This is a genomic window from Pseudoalteromonas luteoviolacea DSM 6061 (assembly GCF_001625655.1).
Classification (GTDB): domain Bacteria; phylum Pseudomonadota; class Gammaproteobacteria; order Enterobacterales; family Alteromonadaceae; genus Pseudoalteromonas; species Pseudoalteromonas luteoviolacea.
This window is the reverse complement of the sequence record NZ_AUYB01000103.1, coordinates 181,019-204,889: the sequence shown is the minus strand read 5'-3', so window position 1 is coordinate 204,889 and position 23,871 is coordinate 181,019. Positions and strand designations below refer to the sequence as shown.

At 42.5% G+C, this 23,871-nt stretch carries 22 protein-coding genes; 14 read left to right on the top strand and 8 right to left on the bottom strand.

The annotated features are described in order from the left end of the window. Positions 1-273: 273 nt before the first annotated feature. The 6 genes from N475_RS12765 to N475_RS12740 all read left to right on the top strand — a co-directional run bounded on the left by N475_RS12765 (position 274) and on the right by N475_RS12740 (position 7,951). Positions 274-2,235, top strand: coding sequence for an FAD-dependent L-amino acid oxidase (locus N475_RS12765; protein ID WP_063359681.1), 1,962 nt, complete (start codon positions 274-276; stop codon positions 2,233-2,235). 74 nt (positions 2,236-2,309) lie between these two features. Continuing rightward, on the top strand, positions 2,310-4,100 hold the full coding sequence (locus N475_RS12760) for an alpha-keto acid decarboxylase family protein (protein ID WP_063359680.1): 1,791 nt from the start codon (positions 2,310-2,312) through the stop codon (positions 4,098-4,100). A gap of 147 nt (positions 4,101-4,247) precedes the next feature. Beyond that, complete coding sequence (locus N475_RS12755) at positions 4,248-4,949, top strand: spondin domain-containing protein (RefSeq protein ID WP_063359679.1); 702 nt, start codon at positions 4,248-4,250, stop codon at positions 4,947-4,949. A gap of 9 nt (positions 4,950-4,958) precedes the next feature. After that, a complete protein-coding gene (locus N475_RS12750; protein ID WP_063359678.1) occupies positions 4,959-5,660 on the top strand; it encodes a spondin domain-containing protein in 702 nt (233 codons plus the stop codon). Between the two features lie 84 nt (positions 5,661-5,744). Beyond that, the gene (locus tag N475_RS12745; RefSeq protein ID WP_063365390.1) at positions 5,745-6,476 is read left to right on the top strand and encodes a response regulator transcription factor; all 732 of its coding nucleotides are present in this window, start codon (positions 5,745-5,747) and stop codon (positions 6,474-6,476) included. Beyond that, positions 6,473-7,951, top strand: a complete 1,479-nt coding sequence (locus N475_RS12740) for a HAMP domain-containing sensor histidine kinase (RefSeq protein WP_063359676.1) — start codon at positions 6,473-6,475, stop codon at positions 7,949-7,951. The genes N475_RS12745 and N475_RS12740 overlap by 4 nt, the downstream gene beginning before the upstream one ends. 37 nt (positions 7,952-7,988) lie before the next feature. Here the strand turns inward: N475_RS12740 and N475_RS12735 are convergent, their stop codons facing one another. After that, the gene (locus N475_RS12735; protein ID WP_081232426.1) at positions 7,989-9,365 is read right to left on the bottom strand and encodes an MATE family efflux transporter; all 1,377 of its coding nucleotides are present in this window, start codon (positions 9,363-9,365) and stop codon (positions 7,989-7,991) included. 359 nt (positions 9,366-9,724) lie between these two features. Between N475_RS12735 and adhP the strand changes: the two genes are divergently transcribed. From adhP to N475_RS12710, 5 genes are all read left to right on the top strand, one after another. Further along, positions 9,725-10,738, top strand: a complete 1,014-nt coding sequence (gene adhP, locus N475_RS12730) for an alcohol dehydrogenase AdhP (protein ID WP_063365389.1) — start codon at positions 9,725-9,727, stop codon at positions 10,736-10,738. Between the two features lie 231 nt (positions 10,739-10,969). Next, the gene (locus tag N475_RS12725; protein WP_063365388.1) at positions 10,970-11,746 is read left to right on the top strand and encodes a TetR/AcrR family transcriptional regulator; all 777 of its coding nucleotides are present in this window, start codon (positions 10,970-10,972) and stop codon (positions 11,744-11,746) included. A 159-nt stretch (positions 11,747-11,905) separates the two neighbouring features. After that, a complete protein-coding gene (locus N475_RS12720) occupies positions 11,906-14,257 on the top strand; it encodes an efflux RND transporter permease subunit (protein WP_063359673.1) in 2,352 nt (783 codons plus the stop codon). Positions 14,258-14,326: 69 nt separating this feature from the next. Then, positions 14,327-15,115, top strand: a complete 789-nt coding sequence (locus N475_RS12715) for an outer membrane lipoprotein-sorting protein (protein ID WP_405127419.1) — start codon at positions 14,327-14,329, stop codon at positions 15,113-15,115. Between the two features lie 2 nt (positions 15,116-15,117). Continuing rightward, positions 15,118-16,284, top strand: a complete 1,167-nt coding sequence (locus N475_RS12710; protein ID WP_063365386.1) for a hypothetical protein — start codon at positions 15,118-15,120, stop codon at positions 16,282-16,284. A gap of 51 nt (positions 16,285-16,335) precedes the next feature. On the opposite strand, the gene N475_RS12705 is transcribed toward N475_RS12710, so the two are convergent. Next, on the bottom strand, positions 16,336-16,737 hold the full coding sequence (locus tag N475_RS12705; RefSeq protein WP_231102551.1) for an ACT domain-containing protein: 402 nt from the start codon (positions 16,735-16,737) through the stop codon (positions 16,336-16,338). A 64-nt stretch (positions 16,738-16,801) separates the two neighbouring features. Beyond that, on the bottom strand, positions 16,802-17,023 hold the full coding sequence (locus tag N475_RS12700) for a hypothetical protein (RefSeq protein ID WP_063365385.1): 222 nt from the start codon (positions 17,021-17,023) through the stop codon (positions 16,802-16,804). A gap of 156 nt (positions 17,024-17,179) precedes the next feature. On the opposite strand from N475_RS12700, the gene N475_RS12695 reads away from it, so the two are divergent. Further along, a complete protein-coding gene (locus N475_RS12695; protein WP_063359668.1) occupies positions 17,180-17,887 on the top strand; it encodes a hypothetical protein in 708 nt (235 codons plus the stop codon). A 4-nt stretch (positions 17,888-17,891) separates the two neighbouring features. On the opposite strand, the gene N475_RS12690 is transcribed toward N475_RS12695, so the two are convergent. From N475_RS12690 to N475_RS12670, 5 genes are all read right to left on the bottom strand, one after another. Beyond that, positions 17,892-18,470 (bottom strand): GNAT family N-acetyltransferase, encoded by a 579-nt coding sequence (locus N475_RS12690; RefSeq protein WP_081232425.1) that lies wholly within the window; start codon positions 18,468-18,470, stop codon positions 17,892-17,894. Further along, positions 18,448-19,179: an SIR2 family NAD-dependent protein deacylase gene (locus N475_RS12685; protein ID WP_063365384.1), complete on the bottom strand. Its 732-nt coding sequence runs from the start codon at positions 19,177-19,179 to the stop codon at positions 18,448-18,450. The genes N475_RS12690 and N475_RS12685 overlap by 23 nt, the downstream gene beginning before the upstream one ends. Before the next feature lie 81 nt (positions 19,180-19,260). Next, positions 19,261-19,719, bottom strand: a complete 459-nt coding sequence (locus N475_RS12680) for a hypothetical protein (RefSeq protein ID WP_063359666.1) — start codon at positions 19,717-19,719, stop codon at positions 19,261-19,263. Between the two features lie 266 nt (positions 19,720-19,985). Further along, on the bottom strand, positions 19,986-20,471 hold the full coding sequence (locus N475_RS12675; RefSeq protein WP_063359665.1) for a winged helix-turn-helix domain-containing protein: 486 nt from the start codon (positions 20,469-20,471) through the stop codon (positions 19,986-19,988). 245 nt (positions 20,472-20,716) lie between these two features. Next, entirely contained in the window at positions 20,717-21,616 is a 900-nt protein-coding gene (locus tag N475_RS12670) for a DMT family transporter (protein WP_063365383.1), read from the bottom strand. 339 nt (positions 21,617-21,955) lie between these two features. Between N475_RS12670 and N475_RS12665 the strand changes: the two genes are divergently transcribed. Beyond that, complete coding sequence (locus tag N475_RS12665; protein WP_063359663.1) at positions 21,956-22,327, top strand: hypothetical protein; 372 nt, start codon at positions 21,956-21,958, stop codon at positions 22,325-22,327. A gap of 121 nt (positions 22,328-22,448) precedes the next feature. Beyond that, positions 22,449-23,861, top strand: a complete 1,413-nt coding sequence (locus N475_RS12660) for a hypothetical protein (RefSeq protein WP_063365382.1) — start codon at positions 22,449-22,451, stop codon at positions 23,859-23,861. The last annotated feature ends 10 nt before the right edge of the window (positions 23,862-23,871 follow it).

The window sequence follows — 23,871 nt, the reverse complement described above, 5'->3', positions numbered from 1 at the left end:
ATCCGAAGAGAGTTTATCGAGATCGCCAATTACCATTGCGATTTTTTCATTTCAAAACATTATGGCGAAAATAAATTAACCTATGTGCTACATTTAATGAGGTGTTTTCTGGCTGTTAGTTTATTTTGCTCATACTTAGCAACCAGAAAAATAACGATCATTTATAAACAACTGCAGATTTAATCATCTGCTTTGCAGCACAGTCGCAGTAGTGGTTTTATAGGAGTAGTCGTCTGTCAAAGTAGACTTAACCATCAAGGCTAAGGAATAACGATGACACATTATACTTTTGGAAAAGAAATAACGGATAAGCAGCTTCCCTCTCAAGTTAAAGTCGCCATTGTGGGCGCAGGTATGTCAGGGCTTTACAGCGCATGGAGATTACAACAAGAAGCAAACTGCCAAGATTTAGCCATCTTCGAACGTTCTGATAGAACTGGCGGTCGCTTGGATTCAGATCTCATTGAATTTAAAAACCTTCGCTCTGATGAACCTAAAACCATCACGGTAAAAGAAGAACAAGGCGGTATGCGCTTCTTGTTTGATGGTATGGACGATTTGATGGCGCTATTTTTAAAACTGAACTTGCAAGACGATATCGTTCCATTTCCGATGAATAGCGGTGGCAATAATCGCTTATTTTTTAGAGGCGAAAGCTTTAGTGTTTCAGATGCACAACAAGACGATTATGCAATCTGGTCACATCTATACAACCTAGATCAATCTGAGCAAGGTGTGAATCCAAAGGACATCGTCAATGTGGTATTTAACCGCATTTTGGAAGCAAACCCACAGTTCCAACAACGCCCTAAAGTGAGAGGGCCACAATTTTGGCAAGATTTTAGGCTAGAGTGCCAGTGGAAAGGTCAAGGGCTCAATCAGTGGACTCTATGGGACCTATACACCGATATGGGTTACTCGCAAGAGTGCATTACCATGCTCTATCGTGTCTTGGGTTTCAATGGTACATTCCTGTCGCAAATGAATGCAGGCGTTGCCTATCAATTGCTAGAAGACTTTCCTGCGGGTGTTAAGTTCAAGACCTTTAAAGATGGTTTCAGCACATTGCCTAACAAGTTAGTTGAAGAGGTAGGCACAAACAATATTCACTTGCAAACTACCATTGAAGAAATAGATTTCAATGAAGAGTCAGGTTTATATGAGTTGAGTTATGCACACATCGATGCCCATGGCAAAATTCACAAGGGATTAGTCAAAGCCGAAAAAGTGATCTTAGGCCTACCTAGATTGGCGCTTGAAAAACTTTTTGTACGGTCTAATGTAATTAACCGCCTTGATCAAGATCGCTCTGAACTACTTTGGAATACACTGCAATCAGCAAGCAACCAACCTCTACTCAAGATCAATCTTTATTATGATTCAGCTTGGTGGGGGCGCGGCACCACAGGTCGTCCCGCTGTAGAGTTTGGGCCTAACTTTGCGGACTTACCTACAGGCTCTGTTTATCCATTTTATGCTGTAAATGAAGAGCTCGCTGCGGCACTTATGTACGAAGAGCGCACCACACACCCATCTGACGCAGTGGAAGCAAAATTGGAGCGAATAGGCAACGACAAATATGAACGCCCTGCGGCACTGACCATTTACTGTGACTACCTCAACATCAACTTCTGGAGCAATTTACAAAATATTGGTGAAACTTATCACAACCCTAAACAAGATCACTACGTAGAAAATGTACCAGATGATATTTACCCCGCATCTACCGCGGTGGTTGAGCAGGCAACACGTTTCTTTAAAGATATTTTTAATACTCATTACGTACCAGCACCAGTATTAACCAGTGCGCGTATTTGGGAAGGCAGCGTGAAATTTGATATTCCAGCAAACCGTCAATTTGGTTATGGTGTGCACCAGTGGGCTGTTGGCGCAAATGACAAAGAAGTCATGGCGACACTCTCAGAACCACTACCAAACTTATTTACTTGCGGTGAAGCATTTTCCGATTATCAGGGCTGGGTTGAGGGTGCGCTGCGCTCTACCGACTTGGCACTCGAAAAAGGCTTTGGCTTAAAACCATTGAGTCAGGCCTATTTCGAATCTACCCATATTTCCTCTTCTGATGCAATTAAAGCGGTCTACGAAGAAAACTCAAGCAAGCTTATCAATCAATATATTGAAACCAACTTTGCAGCCAGTGCTGCGCCGATTGAGAAAGCTGACGATGAGCAAAGCGTCATCGGCGTTAATCTAAGCTACTTCGATGTGAAATAAACACTGACAATCACCCTTTGCAGCGATTAAACACTGTTTAGTCGCTGCGCTTGCTGAAATAGGTGAGATTAATTATGACCACAAGTTTTAAAGAATATACCGTCGCAGATTACTTTAAGGACCGGTTAGAAGAAATTGGCGTCGACCATATGTTTGGCGTGGCAGGCAATTATACCGCTGGACTTTTAGATACCATTCTTGCTGACAGCCAGTCTCCAATCACAATCAAAGGTAACGCCAACGAGATCTGTGCAGGTTTTGCTGCTGATGCATACGCTAGATTAAAAGGCCCCAGTGCACTCTATGTTACCTACAGTGTAGGGGCCTTTAGCTTACTTAATACCATTGCAGGCTCTTACGTTGAGCAAGTACCTGTGATCCTTATCAACGGCGCACCGACCAATAAAGAAGATCAAGTCTCCAAGTGTGCGGGGTTGTTGTACTCCCACACCACCGGCTACGAGTTTGTTGATATTCACATGTTTAGACCCATCACCGTGGCCGCAGAACGAGTTACCAACGCGCTACAAGCCCCATTTCAAATTGACTCAGCTTTAACAGCATTACTGAGTGAACAACGCCCAATCTACTTTGAAGTGACCGAAGACATTTGGCGTAGCCCTTGTCAAAGACCACAAGGTAGGATCAGAGAGCGTCAGAACGACACGCTTACAGTAAGCTGCGCAAAAGAAGCGGCGCATGCTACCTTAGAGCTCATGCTGTCAAAACCAAAAAGTATTTTTTGGGCTGGGATTGAGTTACAACGCTTAGGGCTGCAGGATGAGTTCCTTAACTTATTGGAAATTATCAACCGAGAGCACAGCATGCCTGATGGACATATTCACTTTGTCACATCTGCATTGAGTAAATCAGTGATTGCTGAAACCCACCCATGGTTTGAAGGTTGTGTCACCATGTCACCGAGCGAAGTCGAGCAATTAGTGGGTGAGGATGGCGTGCTGGTAGGTGTTGGCGCATGGACCACAGGTAAAGATACAGGCAATCAAGACATCCGCTCAAGCAATACTATTTTAGCAGCTCATCAAGGAGTTTATGTGGGTGCGAGTTTCTATCCCTCTGTGATGCTTAAAGATTATTTGCTCTGCCTCACCGAAGCATTTATCGAACTTGCCAAACAAAACTCGGCTAATTTGAGTGGCATTAGAAAAGCCCAACAACCGACTAATTTGCAAACAGCAGACGGTTATTTAGGCTACGATAGCTTTTTTGCAGCTATGAGTAGCTGGCTAACTGAAGATGACGTACTTATTGTTGATGCTGGGTTTCCGTTAATTGGAGCTCAAAGCGTCAAAGTACCGGCCAGAAATGGCTTTGTTGCTCAGGCTGCTTGGTTATCTATTGGTTACTCAGTACCAGCCGGCACCGGTGTCAAATGCGCCTTTCCAGATAAGCGCTCTATCGTCGTTGTCGGTGATGGTGCTTTTCACGAAACCTGCCAGGCAGTGGCCGATCAACATGCCTACGGTCAAAACACTGTAGTGTTTGTCTTGGCTAATGGCATTTATGGTATTGAACAGTATTTGGTAAACCCCAACCCCTTCAGAAAACCACCCGTTGACTATCAAGACAAGCTACTTAACAACGTATACAGCTACAACAATCTGCCAAATTGGCAAATCGCTAAGTTACCCGATGCCTTTGGTGGCAAAGGAATAAAAGTCTCCACTGTTGAGGAACTGTTAGGTGTAATGGAAGAGATCCGCACCCATGACGACACCAATTACGTGGTGGAAGTATGCATCCCCAAAGAAGATACGCCGCTAAGTATCAGTAAAGAAGCCGACAGTGCTGTCGGCGAAGACGAGATCAGCAACCCAGATTGGCCTCCAGCAGGCAAATTTTAGCCCGATTGCCAGCCCTTTGTGCTGGCTTTTTTTCGCTGCAACTAAAAAATGACACAATCGTGATACTTTCGTGATAATTGAGAGAGTGTTTCACAATAATTTACTTGCATGCTTACTTACGTCAAATCCAAACAATAAGAGCAGATTATGAAAACACGCATACTATCACTCATCGCAGGATCTTTATTCGCATCAGGTGCAGCCAACGCTGCATCACTGGAAGTTAAAGTCACCAACCTGACGCAAGGCATTTACTTTACGCCAATTCTTGTCACGGCACACACCAGTGATGCCATGCTATTTAATACGGGTGAAAAAGCCTCTGACGCGCTTCAAGCTATGGCTGAAGGCGGAAGTTTAGATGGTTTAAGCGAAATCTTAACTGGCATCAGTGCGAATACTGTCACTAACCCAGCGGGTGGATTACTTGCACCAGTTGCTAGCACTATGGCAACGCTGGAAACCAGTGATGGTAACGATAGACTATCAATCGTTGCGATGATGCTACCAACCAATGACGGCTTTATCGGTTTAAATAGTTGGAAAATTCCAACAGAAGCGGGTACTTACCATGTATATCTAAACGCTTACGATGCCGGCACAGAAGCCAACAATGAGCTAATTGTTGATGGCTCAGGCGCTCCTGGAACTTTGGGAATACCTGCATCACCAGGTGAAGCACCAGGCACCCAAGGTAGCGGCGTAACCAATACAGAAACAAATCAAATGGTGCACATTCACCGCGGAAACCTCGGCGATGACGAGGCTACTGGTGGTAAAAGTGATCTACACAATACCGTACATCGCTGGTTAAACCCTGTTGCAAAAGTTACCGTTACGGTTAAATAAGGGGGCATCATGAAACTGTCTAAATTAATAATTCCACTGGCTTGTCTAACCTTGGCTGCGTGTAGTGACGATGATGATCCACCAGCCAATGTTGTTGACCCTACACCAACGCCAACTGAAGCGATGATTAAAATCACTGCAACAAATTTAACTAACGCTCAGCCGCTTTCACCGATCGGTGTAGCACTTCACAAAGAAGGACAATTTTGGCAATTGGGCGAAGCTGCCAGCGAAGCATTAGAAGTATTAGCTGAAGGTGGCGATAACAGCGGGCTATTAGGGTTAGATGTGGTCCAAACTAAAGCATCAACAGATAGCCCTCTCGCGCCGGGCGCAAAAGCCGAGCTAACGTTGAGCCAAGAATCGCTAGCAGACCAAAAATTATCAGTAATTACCATGATGGTGAATACAAATGACGGTTTTACCGGTCTTAATGCCTTAGATGTCTCTTCGATGAGTGTCGGTGAAGAAATGCGCTTTGTGACTTACGCTTATGATGCGGGTACAGAAGCCAATACCGAAGCCAGTGGCACAATCCCAGGACCTGCGGATGGTGGTGAAGGGTTTAACGCTCAGCGAGAGGCAATTAACAAGGTCGCGATGCACCCGGGTGTTGTTGGTCAAGATGATGGTTTGTCTAGCTCTGTATTAACGAGCGAGCACAAATTTGACAACCCACTGATGGCGATCACTATCACTAGAATGAAATAGCCTCCTACTCGCCTCGGCTCTCTAATGCGAGTGGCTGGGGCGAGCAAATGCTAATCATATTTTTGGTTGGCAGGAGGTTAGTATATGCATCAAAGGGTACTCATTGTCGAAGATGATTTAGATATTGCACACCTGTTGCGTGTTCACGTCAGTGAGCTTGATCTCGAGGTAGATCACCTTGCAAGTGGAGAGGGCGTTATGTCCCAGCTTACCAGTCAAAATTATGCCATTGTACTGTTAGACATTATGCTACCGAGTGTTGATGGACTGACATTGTGTCGTGAAATAAAAACGCTGCACCCAAAAATTAGTGTCGTAATGCTTACCTCTAAAAGTAGCGAAATGGACCGAATTATTGGCCTTGAAATGGGGGCAGACGACTACATTTGCAAACCTTTTAGCTATCGAGAATTTCAAGCCCGTATCAAAGCACAATTGAGGCATGTAAAACTACTGCAAGCACAGCAGTCTCAGCAAAATAGCAGCGACGTACCAGCCCCTATTGTGGTAGGAAACTTACATGTCGACCCTCACAGCCATGAGGTGTCACTACACAAACAGCCACTGGATTTAACTGCCACTGAATTTGAGCTACTACTCTTTTTTGCTAAACACCCAAATCAGGTATTTTCACGGTCACAATTATTGGAGTCTGTTTGGGGCTATGACCATTTAGGTTACGAGCATACGGTAAACTCTCACATCAATCGTATTCGAACCAAATTGGAAAAATTGACCGATACGGCCATCATAGAAACCGTATGGGGTGTTGGCTACAAGTTAAACTCAAAGCCATTACAACAGGAACTAATATGACACTATCTCTTTATCATCGCCTTGCGATTGTCATCACCAGTGTCTTCATGATTACCGTATCGGCTTTTGTTTTTTGGTCACAAAACCTTTCTGCTGTGTCCAGAGCACAGGCAGAGCAACAATTGCACCTTGGTCTTGCAGAACATTTAGCACAAGATAATCCGCTGTTAAAACAAGGAGTATATGACTACAAAGCGCTTGAAAACCTATTCCATACTTTGATGGTTTTGGGTCCTGCCTTTGAGTTTTACTTTGTTGACCCAAGCGGTAAATTACTCACCTACTCTGCAAAACCAGGGGAAGTGAAACGCCAAGCTATCGACCTAAGGCCACTTATCCAGCTTATCAATGAGCCCAATAAGCTCCCTGTTTACGGTGATGACCCCCGCTCAATAGAGCAAAGTAAAATTTTTTCAGTCTCCCCAGTCTACAATGGAGAAACGCTCCAAGGTTATTTGTACGTTATAATAGGCTCTTCAATTTCTGACTCAATTAGCGCCCAAATTAAAAGTTCAGAGCAACTCGTAAAAAACACGACCGGTCTTATTATTATGGTTGCCCTGCTCTTCGTCACTTTACTACTGCTATTTCGAACAATGACGCAACCCCTTAAAAAATTGGGTGAATTTATTCGTAAAGTCGAAAAAAACAACTTTGACATAAAAGCTGTACCAACCCTAGAGTGGCCCTCACACAGCAATGAGATTCATCAAGTGGGACAGAGCGTCAATGGCATGCTTGAAACCATTAATCAGCAAATGACTCAACTCACAACAATTGATGAGCAACGCCGTAAACTCTTAGCACACCTATCCCATGACTTGCGTACCCCGCTTGCTTCATTACAGGGCTATCTTGAGCTGATAGAAAGGCGTCCACCCGCTGGTCACCAAGAGCAAGAGTACCTCGCTATTTCCTTAAAAAACTGTAATCAATTAAAGGGGTTGATAGATCAAATATTTGAGCTTGCACACCTTGAATCAGGCCAATCCAACGTTAATTTTGAAGTCTTTAATTTAGGCGAACTTATCTACGATATCATGGCTAAATTTGCCCTCAAGGCACAGCAGGCAGACGTGTCTTTAAGCGTTTTTCCAGTTGAGTGTGACTTCACTGTATACTCTGACATTGGCAAGTTAGAGCGCATTTTAAGCAACTTAATCGAAAATGCGCTACGTCATACGCCGGCCAAAGGCAGTATTTGTGTTTCAATTTGTGCCATTGACAATGCATACAACATTGCAGTTCAGGACACTGGCGTTGGGATCAGTCCAAAAGAGCTGCCATATATTTTTGAGGCCAGGTATCAGGCAAGCAATAGCAAAGGTTGCAAAAAGTCACATGCGGGCCTTGGGCTTGCCATAACGGCAAGGCTCATCGATTTAATCAAGTCAGAAATCAAAGTAAACAGCCGACTTGGTCAGGGCAGCGAATTTGTCTTTCAGGTAAGAGGGGCTGCCACTTCTTCAAACTAGGAAAGTAACCTATCAAGCGCGCACCATGCGCGCTTGATTATGATGTTTGCGCCTGAACGTTTTCACACGGCTGCGTTTGCTTGGCTAGCTTCTTCTCAAGCTCCCTTCTCAATAAGCAAAAACTAACGATGGCTTGAACATAAACAGTCGCAACAGATAGCATCCAAATCTGCTCAATATTAAAATCAACTTGTACCGCAACCACAATTAAAGACATTGAGAAAAGGCTTAACCTTACAGCGGTACTTATCAATGCTGGCCAAGCATTTCCTAAGGCCTGGAACATACCCGATGCAGCTAACACATAACCTGCTGGCACAAAGTTAAAACATACGTACCCTAAAAATACACTCGCAACTTCAATTACGCTTGGATCACTTGAAAAGGGTCCTAAAAATAACTCTGCATTGAAAACACAAATGACATTGATCACCAACATAAAACCACAGGTAAGAATCGCACTTTGATAATAAGTTTGATAAACGCGCTCAGTGTTGCCGGCAGCAAAGTTTTGCCCCGCTATCGCTGGGGCAGCAAAGGCCACTGCTAGCACAGGTAAGAAGAGCGCTTGCATAATCCTAGCACCGAGTCCAAAACCTGCCTGAGCAGACGCATCAAAATCACTTAAAACCCAATAAATGAGTGACATATAAATAAAGGTTAATAACGATTCTCCACCGGCAGGAAGCCCTAAATTAATGATTTTTTTGATGCAACCAGGGTGCGCTACACAACCCTTTAATGAGAAAGTAAGGTATGACTCTCTCATTTTAAAATATGCGCCAAGTAACACCAGACCAATGCTCGCTGAAATAGAACTAGCTAAAGCCGCTCCGGCGACTCCCATTTCAAAACCAAAGCCCCAACCAGCAATGAGAATTGGCGACAGCACCGTATTTATCGCCAGCGCCAACATGCTGATCATCATCGGCTGCTTGACCACGCCTGCTCCACGCAATGCGGCCATAATAACCGTCATGGGAAATTGAATTAAAAGAGCAGGTAAAAACCAATAAAAATAACTCAAACTCGCAGCAAGAGACGCTTCATCGGGAGCAATATTAGTAAAATACCAACTCCCCCCGAAAACAGCCAAACTTAACAGTGCTCCAATACATATGGCACTGATAAATAATCCCTGATTAAGTAATAAACTTGCTTCTTGCTTGTCCTTTCTTCCAACGGCATGAGAGACCAAAGTACCAACGCCCACATTCAACACTTGTGTCAACGCCATTACAAAGAAAAACAGCACTCCGGCACTACTGACACCAGCCAGTGCAGCCCCACCAAGCTGGCCAACAAAATAAAGGTCAACTAAAAAATACAAAGTTTGTACAAACATACCAAAAAGTACTGGTACGCTCATGGAGATAAGGTGCTTGTATATTGGCCCTTGGGTTAGGTCTTTCATTTAATTTCCTTTTATTTTTACAACACTAAGCCAATTTGAAACGCGAACACACGCGTTTTTGCGCAAGTTAGCGCTTTTTTATGGTATTTACTGAGTTGGGACTGGGTAGAAGCATATGAAATACTGAGTATTTAACGCACTCGATGTTACTCTTTCAGTTACTATTTAGCAATCTAATTAAACAAATAATGCGCACCGGCACGCCCGATGAATCAGGCACAATAGCCGCACTTCATCAGACTCGCTTTCAATAGTTTCGTCAACTTCACTTTCTTTGCGCCCGATCAATCACCTTCGCCGCTGACTCGATAAACTCTGAACAACACAATCACTCCTGTTTCAATTGTTAAGGAAAAAACATGAAAGCAGCCGTAGCACATCAATTTAAAGCACCGCTGAGTATTGAGTCACTCGCGCAGCCTGAAGTGAAACCCGGTACAATTTTAGTAAAAGTAGCCGCTTGTGGCGTATGCCACACCGATCTCCACGCCTGTCATGGAGACTGGCCGGTTAAACCAAATCTTCCCTTAATTCCTGGTCATGAGGGTGTTGGTACTATCGTTGCGAAAGGAGATGACGTTAATCATCTTGCATTGGGTGATAAGGTCGGAATTCCCTGGCTTCATTCAGCCTGTGGGCACTGTGAGCACTGCCTTCAAGGCAATGAAAACTTATGCCCCAACCAACAAAATAGTGGTTATTCTGTAGATGGTGGCTACGCAGAGTATTGTCTAGCCAACGCCGACTATGTCGTAAAAATTCCCAACAACTTAAGCTTTGTCGATGCCGCTCCACTATTTTGTGCCGGTGTCACGACTTATAAAGCGCTTAAAGTCAGTGAAGCCAAACCTGGGCAATGGGTTGCCATTGTTGGTGCAGGTGGACTCGGCCACTTAGCCATTCAATATGCCAAAGCAATGGGACTTAATGTTATCGCAGTTGACAGTGGCGAGCACAAACTTTCACTCGCGAAAGAGCTCGGAGCAGACTACTGCATTGACTATAATGAACATAACCCGGCAGAACAGATTCAAACCAAATTTGGGGGAGTGCAAGCAGTCGTGTGCACTGCAGCGTCTAAAGCTGCATTTTCGGGTGCTTATCACAGCGTTAAACGTGGTGGTAAATGCATCTTAGTTGGACTGCCTAACGATGATATGCCTATTCCCATTTTCGATACGGTATTAAAAGGCATTAGTGTGATTGGAAGTATTGTTGGCACTCGCCAAGATCTCATCGAGTGTTTAGATTTTGCAGCTGCTGGTAAAGTCAAAGCGATTGTTCAAACCCAGCCATTAGAAAATATCAATCAAGTATTTGAGCAAATGCAACACAACGAAATTCAGGGTCGAATAGTATTGACCATGGAGTAATATCCCAACTTGCGAGGCTGTGAGAGCAGCCTTTTATTTTGTTCACTTCCTTCCCAATGTAAAAACCTCCCTATTTATTTCTTGACCAATCATCAAATCAACCTATAATGACGAAAAGTCAAAACATGACGAATAGTCAAAAACACTATCATTACTTGCTGCTGATTTTATGGGTGCAGCGGACAAATGTGTTATGCTAGCAACAGATTATGACAGCAACTTAGTGATGAAATGTTTAAATTTGGCAGTGAAATCAACAAAAATGAAGTGGAACCTAAAAAGAGTAAAAAGCAAATGGCCATTGCAGAGCGCCATCGTGAGCTGATACTCATTGCAAAGGACATCATTTCGGCTGAAGGGTTTCACGGCTTTACCATGGATAAATTGGCATCAGCAAGTGGCTATTCAAAAGGTACTATCTACAATCACTTTGCCAGTAAAGAGGATGTGATTGTAACAATCAGTTGTGAAGCTTTAAAAACGCTGGCTCAGATGTATAGAAAAGCCTATGAATTCGAAGGTCTCAGTCGTGATAAAGTAGTTGCATTAAATGTTGCTTATCGAATTTTTTCACGACTAGAGCCGGTCTTATTCATGTGTGTATTGACATCAAAAACGCCATGGGTCGTAGAAAAAAGTTCGGCCGAAAATATAGAAAAACAAAATTTAGCAGAAGAAATGCTCATTGAGATAGCGGACAAGTTTATTCTCGATGCCATTGATGGTGAAGACTTAAAGCTTGCACCAACAGCCAGTACCGATGCATTAATATTTGCAAACTGGGCAGTTGCTTTTGGTTCTAATGCACTACTTAATAACGCCACCAATAGTCAATGTATCGAACGTATAAAAGACCCTTACTCGGTACTATATAACGTTAATATCGTACTTGATGGTATGAATTGGCAACCGCTGTCTAGCCGCAGAGACTATAAAAAGGTTTGGCGAGAGGTTGAGCAAACAATCTTTGCAGATGAAACGGCCTATCTGGCACAAATAGGCCGCTAATATAAACTAAATTTGCCCGCTTTTTTGCGGGCTTTATTTGGAATTAATGTGACGAATCGTCACCTTTTTTAATTTAAAGAATAGGTTTCATCAATTTATCAGCAGCTAATGCTGATTTTTTTAACTGTTATTGACGTTTCGTCATTTTATGGAGTTGTTATGGACGATCTATGGCACAGGCGTATTCTCAATTACCCTAAAACTTGGATAGTAATATGTTTGATCTTTATTGCCACCGCGGCAATAGGCGCAGGGAATCTCTACTTTAGAGGTGACTACCAAATATTCTTTGACGATACCAACACACAGCTTTACGAATATCAGAAAATCGAGTCGATATTTAATAAAAGTGACCTTATTTCTATAGTCATGGCGCCAAAACAAGGCGATATATTCACACCGCAAACTTTAGGTCTAATTAGAGAGCTCACTGAGCAGGCATGGCAAGTGCCGTATTCAAGCAGAGTAGATTCAATCGCAAACTACCAACATACCTTTGCAGAGCAAGATGATTTGATAGTGCTCGACTTGATACCACCTGAACTGACTTTTACCGCAAATGACATCGCTGACGTAAAGCAAGTTGCATTAAGTGAACCCGCTCTTCGACAGTCTCTTGTCTCAGATTCAGGCAAAGTCGCTGTCATCAATATCACTGTGCAACTCCCCGAGGCAGACAACACTGAAAAAATGGTTGAGGTGAAAGACTACGTAAACTCTCTAGTTGCATCCTATCAAGCAAATCATCCCGATATAGAATTTCATCAAGCGGGTATTGTGGCTATGAACTACGCCTTTATGCTCTCTTCACAAGATGATTTCGCCACGCTAGTTCCTGCAATGTTGTTGCTTGTGATGATATTTTTAGGTATTGCACTGCGCAGTATTGCCGCCGTTGCTTATACCCTAATTATTATCATAGGTGCAGTCCTAGCGACGTTAGGACTTGCCGGATGGTTTGGGTTTTTCTTGAGTACCCCCACCGTCAATGTCCCAACTATGATACTGACAATTGCCGTTGCCGACTGTGTGCACATGCTAGCCAGCGTGCGACATCACATGCGCCAAGGCCAAACCAAACAACAAGCTATCGCAAAAAGCCTAGAACAAAATTGGCTGCCAATCACGATTACATCCATCACCACTGCGCTTGGCTTTATTTTAATGAATAGCTTAGATGTTCCAGTGATCCGTGATTTGGGCAACCTATCAGCATTGGGTGTTCTTTTAGCCGGTCTACTTTCCTTGACGATGCTGCCCGCGATGCTCAGTGTTCTGCCTTTCAAAGTCAAACCCAAATCAAATACACACAACACTGATCGCTATGACCGTTTTGCTTTGTGGGTTATCAATCACAATAAAGTGCTGGGGATAAGCGCATTATTGGTGGTCATTGGAAGTGCATTCAGCATTACCCAAAACCAGATCAATGACGAAGCCGTTAAGTATTTTTCTACTCAGAACGAATTCCGCCAAGCTGCTGACTTCATGGCTGAGAACATTAGTGGAATGAGTTCACTGAGTGTAGCGATTGATAGTGGCAACGAGCAAGGGGTCAGTAGCCCTGAATTTGTAACCATGCTTGGCAAAGCAACTGACTGGATGCGTGAACAACCAGAAATACACCATGTGCAAAGCCTCGCAGATACCCTAAAGCGTCTGAATAAAAATATGCATGGCGATGATCCGCAGTATTATGCCCTGCCTCAAGATCAGGCTCTATCGGCCCAATACCTATTACTTTATGAGATGTCTCTACCCTATGGTCTAGATCTCAATAACCAGCTTAATTTAGATAAATCATCACTAAAACTTCAGCTTACGATTGACAACTTAGGCAGCAAAGAAATGGTGGAGCTTGAGAGCCGGCTGCGAGTCTGGTTTGAGCACAACGCGCCGCAATACAGCGTCATGATTTCAAGCCCAACTCTGATGTTTGCTCATATAGGTGAACGCAATATGCAAAGTATGCTGCAATCTTTGCCAATGGCCTTACTGCTCATTTCGGTGCTGTTGGTATTTTCATTGCGCTCTTTGAGGCTCGGTCTTATTAGCTTGATCCCTAATATGATCCCTGCGGTGATTGGGTTTGGCATTTGGGGCTTATACAGTGGCGAAATAAACCTCGGTCTCTCCGTCGTTGTTACATTGACGCTCGGTATTGTGGTTGATGACACAGTACATTTTTTATCTAAATATCAAAGAGCTAGAAAGCTCGGTCAAGATGCACAGCAAGCGATCCGCTATGCATTTATCACCGTTGGTCGAGCACTGGTTGTCACTTCCGCTGTATTGGTAGCTGGGTTCGCTTTACTTGGCACATCTGACTTTAGACTTAATTCGGATATGGGACAACTCAGCGCTTTGGTTATTTTTATAGCCCTGATCGTCGACTTTATTCTATTGCCATGTGTTTTACTTTGGTTCGACAAACAACAATATGCTCAAGCTAAAAACACCAATGAAGCACATCTTGCAATAGATACAAACACCCCTCAAACCAACAGTTAATTATATAACAAACAAGGCATTGCATTGTGTTTGCGATGCCCTACATATGAACAGGAATTGACAATGAAAATGGTAATAAAAAGAACATTAACGGCAAGCTTTGTCACCCTCAGTTTGATTAGCGCATTTAGTGTGCTGGCAGATCAGGGGAAAGGGCTCGAACTTGCCAAGCTTCGTAAGCAAGCCGATAGCGGTTGGCAAGACTCACAAGCCACACTCACTATGGAGTTAAAGAATGCAGCTGGTGACACAAGTCTCAGAAAACTGCGTATCAAATCATTAGAAGTTAATAACGATGGTGACAAAGGCCTGACAATTTTTGATACCCCTCGAGATGTTAAAGGAACTGCATTTTTAAACCACTCACATGCTGTAAAACCTGATGATCAATGGCTATATTTACCAGCGCTTAAACGCGTAAAACGCATAGCTTCGCGCAATAAATCAGGGCCATTTATGGGTAGCGAATTTGCTTATGAAGACCTCAGTTCGTTTGAGCTAGAAAAGTATACTTTTAACTTTATAGAAGAAACCACGTTGGATGGCCAAAGTGTATATTTGGTCGAACAAGTACCTGTCGACCGATATTCGGGCTATACAAAACAGCGAGTTTGGTTAGCAAAATCTCACTATCAACCATTGAAAGTAGAGTTCTACGATAGAAAAAATGCGCTGCTAAAAACATTAGAACTAAAAGGCTACCAAAAGTACCTTGATAAGATTTGGCGCGCCAATACCTTAGTCATGAACAATGTTCAGACTCAAAAAGCAACAACGCTCACCACCACAAAACTGGTGTTTAAAACTGGCCTTCAAGTTAACGACTTTAATAAAGCCAGCCTAAAACGAGCGAGGTAAAGATGAAACTGACTGCATTGTGCGGTGGCGCCACTTTACTTGCTTTGAGTCAATCAGCCCATGCAGAACCATGGCAACACAGTGGCGAAGCCCAAGTTCAGCAACGGGGGTTTTTCCAAAAAAAGCCTCATTCTGAGAACGCGCCCAAGCATTGGCAAGGCTCTGTGATGATTGAGCCTTTATGGCAAAAGGTAACCGACTCAAGTTTAACATCAGTTAAATTGTTTGGGCGCGTTGATAGCCATGATAAGGAGCGAACACACTGGGATATACGAGAACTATCTTATCTCACCTATTGGGACGACTATGAATTTAAAATTGGCATAGATAAAGTCTTTTGGGGGGTGACTGAGTCACAACACCTTGTAGATGTTATCAATCAAACCGATTCCGTTGAAGGGTTTGATGGAGAGGATAAATTGGGCCAACCTATGGCACAGTTCAAAGCCGTAAAAGAAATTGGCACATTTGACTTTTGGATACTGCCTTATTTTAGAGAGCGCACATTACCCAGCACTGAGGGTAGACTCGCGTTTCCATTGCCATTATTGGATGCGCAATTTGAGTCTAGTAAAGAGCATAACACCTTAGACTTGGCAATGCGCTATAGCCATACCTTAGAAGATTGGGACATTGGTTTAAGTTACTTTGATGGCACAAACCGAGAGCCATATTTACAACAAAGACCAAATGGTATTACCCCATTTTACGCTCAGATGTGGCAGCTGGGTACAGATATCCAAGGCGTCTTTGGGGATTGGCTGTTAAAACTCGAAGCTATTCATAGGGACAGTCTCGAAACTTACTTTGCGATGACCACAGGGTTTGAATACACTCAGGTAGGGATTTTTGACACGGTTATGGACCTAGGATGGATAGCCGAGTACAGCTTTGATGAACGAGATAGTGCATTTAATCAAAATGACCTCTTTGTCGGTTGGCGGCTCGCATTCAATGATATGGATGGATATGAAATACTGTTCGGATTGAGCCAAGATTTAGACTCCCAGCATACTTTTTCGGCCAAGCTTGAAGCTTCTGGACGGGTTGGTGAAAATTGGAAATGGCAAGTAGATGCTTGGGCGTTTGCCAGCGATCAGTCTAACTCGCCACTATTTTTATTGAAAGATGAGGATTTTATAGAGCTTTCATTGTCTTATTATTTTTAGAGTTTGCTACTTTAAATACGCTTAAGCGGGGCACAATATGTGCCCTTACCGCTACTGTTCCTGATGGCTAAGCGCTAGCGCTTCTAGGCATTTAAGTGCATTTTCCGCATCACGACTAGGTACGAAAATATGATCATGATAATAGCCTGCAACCACATTCGCACTGATATTTTTATCTCCTAATGCATTAGAAAAAGCAGCGGTTAAACCAACAGCCTCCAAGCTGGAATGTACATTTAAAGTTAGACAGCGATAGTTTCCTTCATACATTAGCCCCAAAGCAGTCGCATGCTGTTGCTCTATAATAACCGTGATACCCTCTTTCTCTCTAAAAAAGCCTTTTATTTGGTGCAAAGGCAAAGTACTAAAAACAGCTTCGTCGACCACGACAAATGCGTACTCAGCTTGAAGTAGTACAGGTTCCATACACGAAATTAATATTGATAGATTCATTTCTCCAGCCATCGCCACCCTCTTCTTATTTCTTTATATTGCTCAAACAGCTATGAACAATGCATCACTGGTCATCTTGTTTTTGTTTTTTACGCTGTGTTTGTTTTGCCCGCTCTAAATTTTTAAACTGAGGAGTCGGTATTGGAAACAGTGAAATAAGCGGCATCAACGCCATAAACAAAAAGGCCCCTTTAGGCATTTTTTTAGCCCATTTGACTGCCTTACATAATGGAAATGCCAATATTACAATTGCCAATACAGTATACACGACAATTTGCCAGCTCATTTGAATCCCCTTTCAGAGCACATAGTTAACCTGTCTAATAACTGGGGGCGGCTTGTCTACTTTCAAGGCAAAGGACATGAGCAAACTATTTTTAACGCTATCTCAAGTGATTGATATACAATAGACCTGTGTATTTAAAAGAAAGAGGACTGGGCTATGACATCGACGCAACAAGGCAAGAGTCTACAAGAACAAGCAATTGCTGATTTTATTTTGGCTATCCGTAGCAAAGACTTAGACAAAATCCGTCATGCCTATGCAAAGCATGAAGATTTAGCCCAAGCCGCGCAACTAAAATTCTGTTTCGAAACCGCACAGTCACAACCTAGTAATTACGAGCATTATCAGAATATTGCTGCACAATGTATTGCAGCACATGGCTTGCCAACTGGCGTAATTGCGGGCTTAAACAATAGTGAGCGAATTACTTTTTTTATGCCTGCATTACAAGCGAGTGAAACTTTTGCAAAAACCAATCATCAAGGCAATACTTTCCTCCATGCTTTATTTGCCAACCCAGAACAACCTCTACCACCGTTTAATTTCATACGCTCACTACTTTTGTTCGAACGCAATGAATCGCTAGTTAAAGCGTTGCGTGTCCGCAATCAAAATAACTTCACGCCAATTGAGTGCTATTTCATTTATAACCTCAACAATAGCCCACTGCCTGAACACGAACTCACAGCTCTGTTTGCACTAATTGAAGCACAAAGAGCAGACAATTCGCAGCCTGACGCACGTAATATTCATCACGTAAAGTCAGCCTTGGAAAAATTATCGTGTGACAAAGACTCTCAGACATTACTTGTGATAGCGAGTTACTACCAAACTCCGGTGGAGTCACTACATCATTTACACTAGGCTTTTAGGTCACTTCACTTGCAGTGACCTTATATAAGCAGTGGGCTTGCAACGGGTGGCCTGTGGGCAAACTGGGGTGTAGAAAATCTCGCTCCATGTTTTTCATGCCCAAGCGCTTCATCAGTTTTTGAGAAGGGAGATTAGAAAGTGCAGTAAAAGCATAAACCTCATTTAACTTGAGAGTTTCAAATGCAAAGGAGAGCGCTTTCTGCGCTGCTTCATAAGCATATCCACTCCTCCAGTAACGACGAGCAAGCCTCCAACCAATCTCCATAAAAGGCTGGCTTGGATTTACTTGGGTTTGCCAATGCAACCCTACAAAACCAATAAACTCTTCTGGCAATTTATCATTGCGCAAAGTCACAGCCCAAAAGCCATAACCATTTTCGGCAATAAGCGCAGTTATCTTTTCCGCTAATAGATCACTTTCTTTTGAAGATAGAAGCGCTGGGAAATAACGCATCACTTCTGGGTCTGAACTCATCTTTGCAAACAACTCTTTGTCGGCTCCACACCACTGGCGCAGCCTGAGACGCTCCGTTCTTAGCTCAACAATTTGGTCAAGTGTTGGTTTGCTCAACATAGTCGATATATTCCTTCGCCGTCATAGGAAAATACTGCACATTATCATACAGAATGTGCGCAGGAGATGGATCAACAACTTCAACAGGTATCTCTTTGTGCCTCGCGACATCTAAAGCCATTTGGGTAATGTTGACGCTAAATGACGTCCCCATAAACACCATTTTTGTCGCATCCCACATACGCTTTTGTGCCGTATCAATACCATAAAGTTCAGTATAAAATTCGTCAAACAACAGAACATGAGGCTTATAAGAAACGTTAAGTTGCGGGCCAATATGCGGTATTTTAAACAACTCGAGTAACGAAGAAGTTAAATTATTTTCATCCACTTGGCCCCATGGCGCACTTTCTATTGGTACTATTTCTCCCTGCTCATGAAAAATAGTCATCTTATCAATTCGACCATGAATAGAAATAAAGTCCGTATTGCCCGCTTTACCATCTAAACCATCAATATTTTGTGTGATTAGGTTTTTATCTGCTAGCCATTGGTGGACAGAGTTAGGGCCATGGTGCCGGTAAGTTACAAAACGATGATAATACCATTTGAGAAATTGCAGAGGGTTATCCATATACATGGCTCGAGTGGCCATTTGCTGAGGTGTATAGTTTCTGCTGCCAATAGTCCAAAAACCATCTTCGCCGCGAAATGTAGGAATACCACTTTCAGCACTCACACCAGCGCCTGTAATGTATAAAGTTGTCATGTAATTTGCTCTGATTAAATAATCATGGGGAACACTTAATATATTCTAGGAATTAACCCTTTGATGCAAATTTCAAAACCACTAGTGAGCTAAAGCTTCTTTCATCCACTTTGATTTACTTTTAATGCAAAAGCTATGTATTCTGCCCCCAGTAGATTTATCTCTTCTACAGGCATATTGCACAGCCTCAAACGCACTTTTACCAAAATCCATTGCTGCGATAGCCCAGTTTGCGCCTGAGCCGATAGCCCAGTTTACCTCCAAAGGCTCAATGAAACGTTTACCATGCCTAATTTCGCCGTAATAAACCTTATCTTTTTTATCAATAAATAAAAAAGTGCACTCAATCGCCTCAAAACAGTTTTTTCGCCAGTTACTTAATAAATGGTAGATTTCTGCACAATTACCGGTAGCAAAAACATAACCATCGTGAACTGGCTGACATTTTTGCGCATGGTGGGTAACAATGGTTTTAGCGGTTGAAGTTAAACTGTCGACGCAGATTGTTTGTGTAGGGTGATGATACGCTATCGTAGTCAAATAATACTCCTTATATGTCAAATAGCACTTAAGCTAACCTAACAATATCGCTAACAACAGGACAAACTTGCCCTTATTTAGGAAATTACTACCTACTTTTGGATAGCGAAAATAAGCTAAAGTCCCCTCTTTAGTAGTACTTTAAGCCATGAAAAAAATAATATCACATAGATAATCTGTGTCACGGCTAAAATTTTGACAAATAATGCAATGCTCGATTGCGTTAATTACAACACCAATATTTAGACTTCTAACAAGTAACCTGATCAAGTAAGCGCTAAATAACCAACAATTGCAGCAGCGGCAACTAAAATAGGAGCAACGATTGGCCATGGCAAGCTTGAAGGTTTACTTGCTACCACAGTATCTGCTTGTGGTGTATTCGCAGGCAGTTCCGTTGGATTAGATTCAGGGTTTAGGGTTTGCTCAGGTGTTTTTGCAGGCTCATTTTCTTCAGTCACCGCAGCAAGTGGGAGCTGCCATTGGTACCCTTTTTTTGAAAACGTTTTAATTGCATCATCCCCAAACAGTGCGCGTAAATGGCCTATGTTTTGAAATACAACTTGCTCAGTAACCGTTCTTCCAGGCCATACTTCTTCGAGGATCTCCCCTTTGCTATGGATTTTTTCTGGTTGCGTTACTAGCAGCGCGAGAATCTGTGCAGGTTTTTCTTTCAAAGAAATCTTTCGGCCATCCTTTGAGAGCGTCAATGCTTGACTATCAAATTGAAAATCTTGGAATGCTAATTTCATTGTCCCTAAGCTTATAATTATAATTTTCACCAATGTAACTATTTTTACCACAAACTAGGATGTTAATTAAACCTGTTATTTCTCTATATCGTGAATAAATTTAATTTGTGGTTGCGAAACAGTCAACTTACCAACGTAACGGTTTTATAACAAAGTTAATTTATCGCTCTTGGTTATAAAACCGAATTCTGTATGTTGATATCTAAATAACGCTTAAAATCGAGGCTTATAACATCATGCTTAAATTATTGATGGTTAACTTGATTTTGTGTTCGCCCTATCAAAAGCCCACCAAATTGGTACATTGCCAAGCTTAAAATAATTGTAACTGCCCCAATAAATAGCAACAAAGTTATTTGCTCACCATTGACTAAAGCTCCTAGCGTCATTGCAAATCCGGGTGTAATTAATGTCGTCAACGCAACTGTGCTCGCTTTCATATGCTGCAGTATATGAAAGTAAGCCAGAAATCCAAGTAAAGAGCCAAACACACCCAGATAAAGCGTCGACCACATAGACTTTACACTCCAAGCTTCAACCGCAAAGGGAGCGCCTGCCAAAAACCATACCAATGCAAAGCCAGGTGTCGCGATGAGTAATGAGCCAAACGTTGTTGCCATTGGGTGAATAGCAATTTTAACTCGCTTAATAAGCACACCGCTCAAACTAAAGTTGAACACCGCACATAATACATAAACTAAGCCAATAGGATCTAAATTGAGCTGCTGCAATTGGGCATAGCACACCATCACCATACCAAGCATTGCCAATGCTAACGCGCTTTTTTTCACTAGAGAGAACTTTTCTTCTCCCAATAACTTTTGCGCAAGCACACCTGAAATAATGGGGGCCAGACCAAACACTAATGAAATAACCCCAGAAGGAACTGATTGCGACGCCATGTAGGCAAACAGCATGCCCACTAAAATCCCGCCACCCGAGTATGCATATAACAACCAGGCTTTTTTACTCCACTGCATTCTAATTCTGGTACAAGCCATGATTAGCGCAACCAAAACAAGTGCAAGTACCATTCGCAGCAAAACACTGGTAGTTGGCGCCATAGTCGCGCTGCTCCAAACAATAGTCAATGGCGTCGTTGACCAAATTAAAACCACAAAAACATAGGAAAGGTGCACGGGCATCAGTTTATATCCTTAAAAGTACTGGACGATAAACGAGGAAAGAGAGGAGTACATAGACTAACCGCATTTACCGTCGCGGTTAGAAAAAGAGACTAAACCGCTACACACTAAGCCACGTGACCAGAAGCCACGATAAATTTAGCGATGTATTAGTTAGTCGGTTCATTGTTATTGCTTTTTAATCCTGATAAGTAGAACTTACCACTATGTACTGGTAGGCTACCTTAGTCAACACCATCAACAAAGAAAATCTGATAACACGTCAGAGTATTTCAGATAGACAATTGAAAACACCTTTTTTACCATCCCCCATCGATATGCCAGAGCGAAAAGAGACCGATGATCATCGCATATGTATTAGCTGCCATTTTGATTAAAACATCCATCTTAGGGTTAGGCGCAGTCAGTATTTTGATATGCTTATTTTCTATACTGGTAATAAATCTAAATAAGCAGCGCCTGGCTTCAACCATACAACTCAAATTTAAGCGTATTTTTAAATTAGCACTGCTTGGCCATACTAGTGCATATCTTGGTTTATTTATTAAGGCACTTTTTATCGATGGTGCAGAAGACCTACCTGCATTCATTGTTAGTCATTTACTGCTGCATCATGTGTTATGCGCCTTAGTTGCAGGTACAGTCACGTTCCTGACGCTGCGGCTCTATGCACAAACTAAACAACTCGCCAGTCAGCAATCGACAAGCTAACTTATTGGATTGCGAGGAGTTACTTTTTCTCGCTAAAAAACAATAATTAAACTTTGTTTCTAAAGGTTTAATACAAACGGTCGAAAAGTTAGTTGTACCTCGGTAACTTAAGGAAAAGGTTATGATCGGTAAGCTGACAAGGCATTTACAGGTTTCACAGGAGCAAATAAGCAGCAATCTCACACTCAAAGAGCAATTGCCCAGCCAAAATAAGCCTAATCGCGTGCCTGCTCAAACATTAAATCCACAACAAGACTACTTTGTAAAGTTTGAGTCTGCTGAGGACAAAGCGCAACGAGAAGCAAATCTCGAAGACACATTATCGCGCCCCATTATTTTTGGTTTTAGCAAAACCTACGTACGACCTCAAGTAACACTAAGCGGTCTAGGAACAGAGCATTTGAACAAGTCTTATCAATTTGGTGAACTAACCAATGAAGCTGATATTGAGGACTTTCTAGCACAAGGGGATAGGTTCCCCCCCGACCAACGTCATAAATTTCAACACCTAAAACCAACCCAAGAGCTATTGGAGCTCAGTAAAAAACTCAGTGATGAAGACTTCGCAAAATTTGCAGACATTATAGTTAATATGGCTGAATTTAATCCAAAAACAGGACGTTTTAACAACATAAGCGAGGACTTGATAGACAAGTTCAATAGCATGTCTGAGGAGACATTAAGTAGTACGCTGCACACAATGTCACATATTTTAGAGCAAGGACAAGCTCATGACTTTTCACCTTACTCCTCTCCTGCTGGTATTTTGGATGCAAAGGGCCAAGAAGATGCACTACTCAATAGATACGACAAAGACCATCATATTTTTTCACGAAGCTTTGGCATGCAAGAGCGAGCCAACCTCAATCGCTATGCGAATATAATCCTAGATAACAAGCTAACTGATGAACAGTTACTGGAGCTCAATGCGCATATTGATGAAAGTGATTATGAAACTAACGTAGGGATTATCGATATGGCAAAAACAATCAAGCCATATCAGCAAGATAGCTTTTTTGCTATGTTGAGCGAGGTCGACAAGAGCAATAACCAAAACGTATTTACGCTTGTTAGTAAACAACTTGACTGGCGCGAGCACAAGCACTACCTACAAACTGACTCAGAGGAATACGTCATCAACCATGACGCGCTCACCTCTGAAAGGGAGAGACAAGATTTTTACTCCAACTTGCTCAATGCGTTTGATCAAGTCGGTCTTGGGTGGATGAACGAAGTAATAGAATTCACTTTTGATACGCCGGCTAAAAGCCAACCAGCGATATGGCACGAATTGATAAAAGACTTGGAGGAAACGCCAGAAGACTTTATCCGTTCAGACTCAATTGAGAGCTGGGTCAATAGTAATATAGACTCCCTGGTCCATAGCTTTATTGAGCAACAGATTAAAGATATGCATAAATATAATGAAACATTAGATATGCCATTCAATCTATCGGGCTTAAACTATGTAGCAATAGATAAAAACGAAGGTGACGAATACATGAGTACTTCGAACGTTGCATTGAATCAATGACAGTGTGATT

What these genes read in the sequence shown, in the direction of transcription:
- N475_RS12765 (WP_063359681.1), top strand. Translation starts at nt 274, where the DNA reads ATGACACATTATACTTTTGGAAAAGAAATAACGGATAAGCAGCTTCCC.
- N475_RS12760 (WP_063359680.1), top strand. Translation starts at nt 2,310, where the DNA reads ATGACCACAAGTTTTAAAGAATATACCGTCGCAGATTACTTTAAGGAC.
- N475_RS12755 (WP_063359679.1), top strand. Translation starts at nt 4,248, where the DNA reads ATGAAAACACGCATACTATCACTCATCGCAGGATCTTTATTCGCATCA.
- N475_RS12750 (WP_063359678.1), top strand. Translation starts at nt 4,959, where the DNA reads ATGAAACTGTCTAAATTAATAATTCCACTGGCTTGTCTAACCTTGGCT.
- N475_RS12745 (WP_063365390.1), top strand. Translation starts at nt 5,745, where the DNA reads ATGCATCAAAGGGTACTCATTGTCGAAGATGATTTAGATATTGCACAC.
- N475_RS12740 (WP_063359676.1), top strand. Translation starts at nt 6,473, where the DNA reads ATGACACTATCTCTTTATCATCGCCTTGCGATTGTCATCACCAGTGTC.
- N475_RS12735 (WP_081232426.1), bottom strand. Translation starts at nt 9,365, where the DNA reads ATGAAAGACCTAACCCAAGGGCCAATATACAAGCACCTTATCTCCATG.
- adhP (WP_063365389.1), top strand. Translation starts at nt 9,725, where the DNA reads ATGAAAGCAGCCGTAGCACATCAATTTAAAGCACCGCTGAGTATTGAG.
- N475_RS12725 (WP_063365388.1), top strand. Translation starts at nt 10,970, where the DNA reads ATGTTTAAATTTGGCAGTGAAATCAACAAAAATGAAGTGGAACCTAAA.
- N475_RS12720 (WP_063359673.1), top strand. Translation starts at nt 11,906, where the DNA reads ATGGACGATCTATGGCACAGGCGTATTCTCAATTACCCTAAAACTTGG.
- N475_RS12715 (WP_405127419.1), top strand. Translation starts at nt 14,327, where the DNA reads ATGGTAATAAAAAGAACATTAACGGCAAGCTTTGTCACCCTCAGTTTG.
- N475_RS12710 (WP_063365386.1), top strand. Translation starts at nt 15,118, where the DNA reads ATGAAACTGACTGCATTGTGCGGTGGCGCCACTTTACTTGCTTTGAGT.
- N475_RS12705 (WP_231102551.1), bottom strand. Translation starts at nt 16,737, where the DNA reads ATGAATCTATCAATATTAATTTCGTGTATGGAACCTGTACTACTTCAA.
- N475_RS12700 (WP_063365385.1), bottom strand. Translation starts at nt 17,023, where the DNA reads ATGAGCTGGCAAATTGTCGTGTATACTGTATTGGCAATTGTAATATTG.
- N475_RS12695 (WP_063359668.1), top strand. Translation starts at nt 17,180, where the DNA reads ATGACATCGACGCAACAAGGCAAGAGTCTACAAGAACAAGCAATTGCT.
- N475_RS12690 (WP_081232425.1), bottom strand. Translation starts at nt 18,470, where the DNA reads ATGTTGAGCAAACCAACACTTGACCAAATTGTTGAGCTAAGAACGGAG.
- N475_RS12685 (WP_063365384.1), bottom strand. Translation starts at nt 19,179, where the DNA reads ATGACAACTTTATACATTACAGGCGCTGGTGTGAGTGCTGAAAGTGGT.
- N475_RS12675 (WP_063359665.1), bottom strand. Translation starts at nt 20,471, where the DNA reads ATGAAATTAGCATTCCAAGATTTTCAATTTGATAGTCAAGCATTGACG.
- N475_RS12670 (WP_063365383.1), bottom strand. Translation starts at nt 21,616, where the DNA reads ATGCCCGTGCACCTTTCCTATGTTTTTGTGGTTTTAATTTGGTCAACG.
- N475_RS12665 (WP_063359663.1), top strand. Translation starts at nt 21,956, where the DNA reads ATGATCATCGCATATGTATTAGCTGCCATTTTGATTAAAACATCCATC.
- N475_RS12660 (WP_063365382.1), top strand. Translation starts at nt 22,449, where the DNA reads ATGATCGGTAAGCTGACAAGGCATTTACAGGTTTCACAGGAGCAAATA.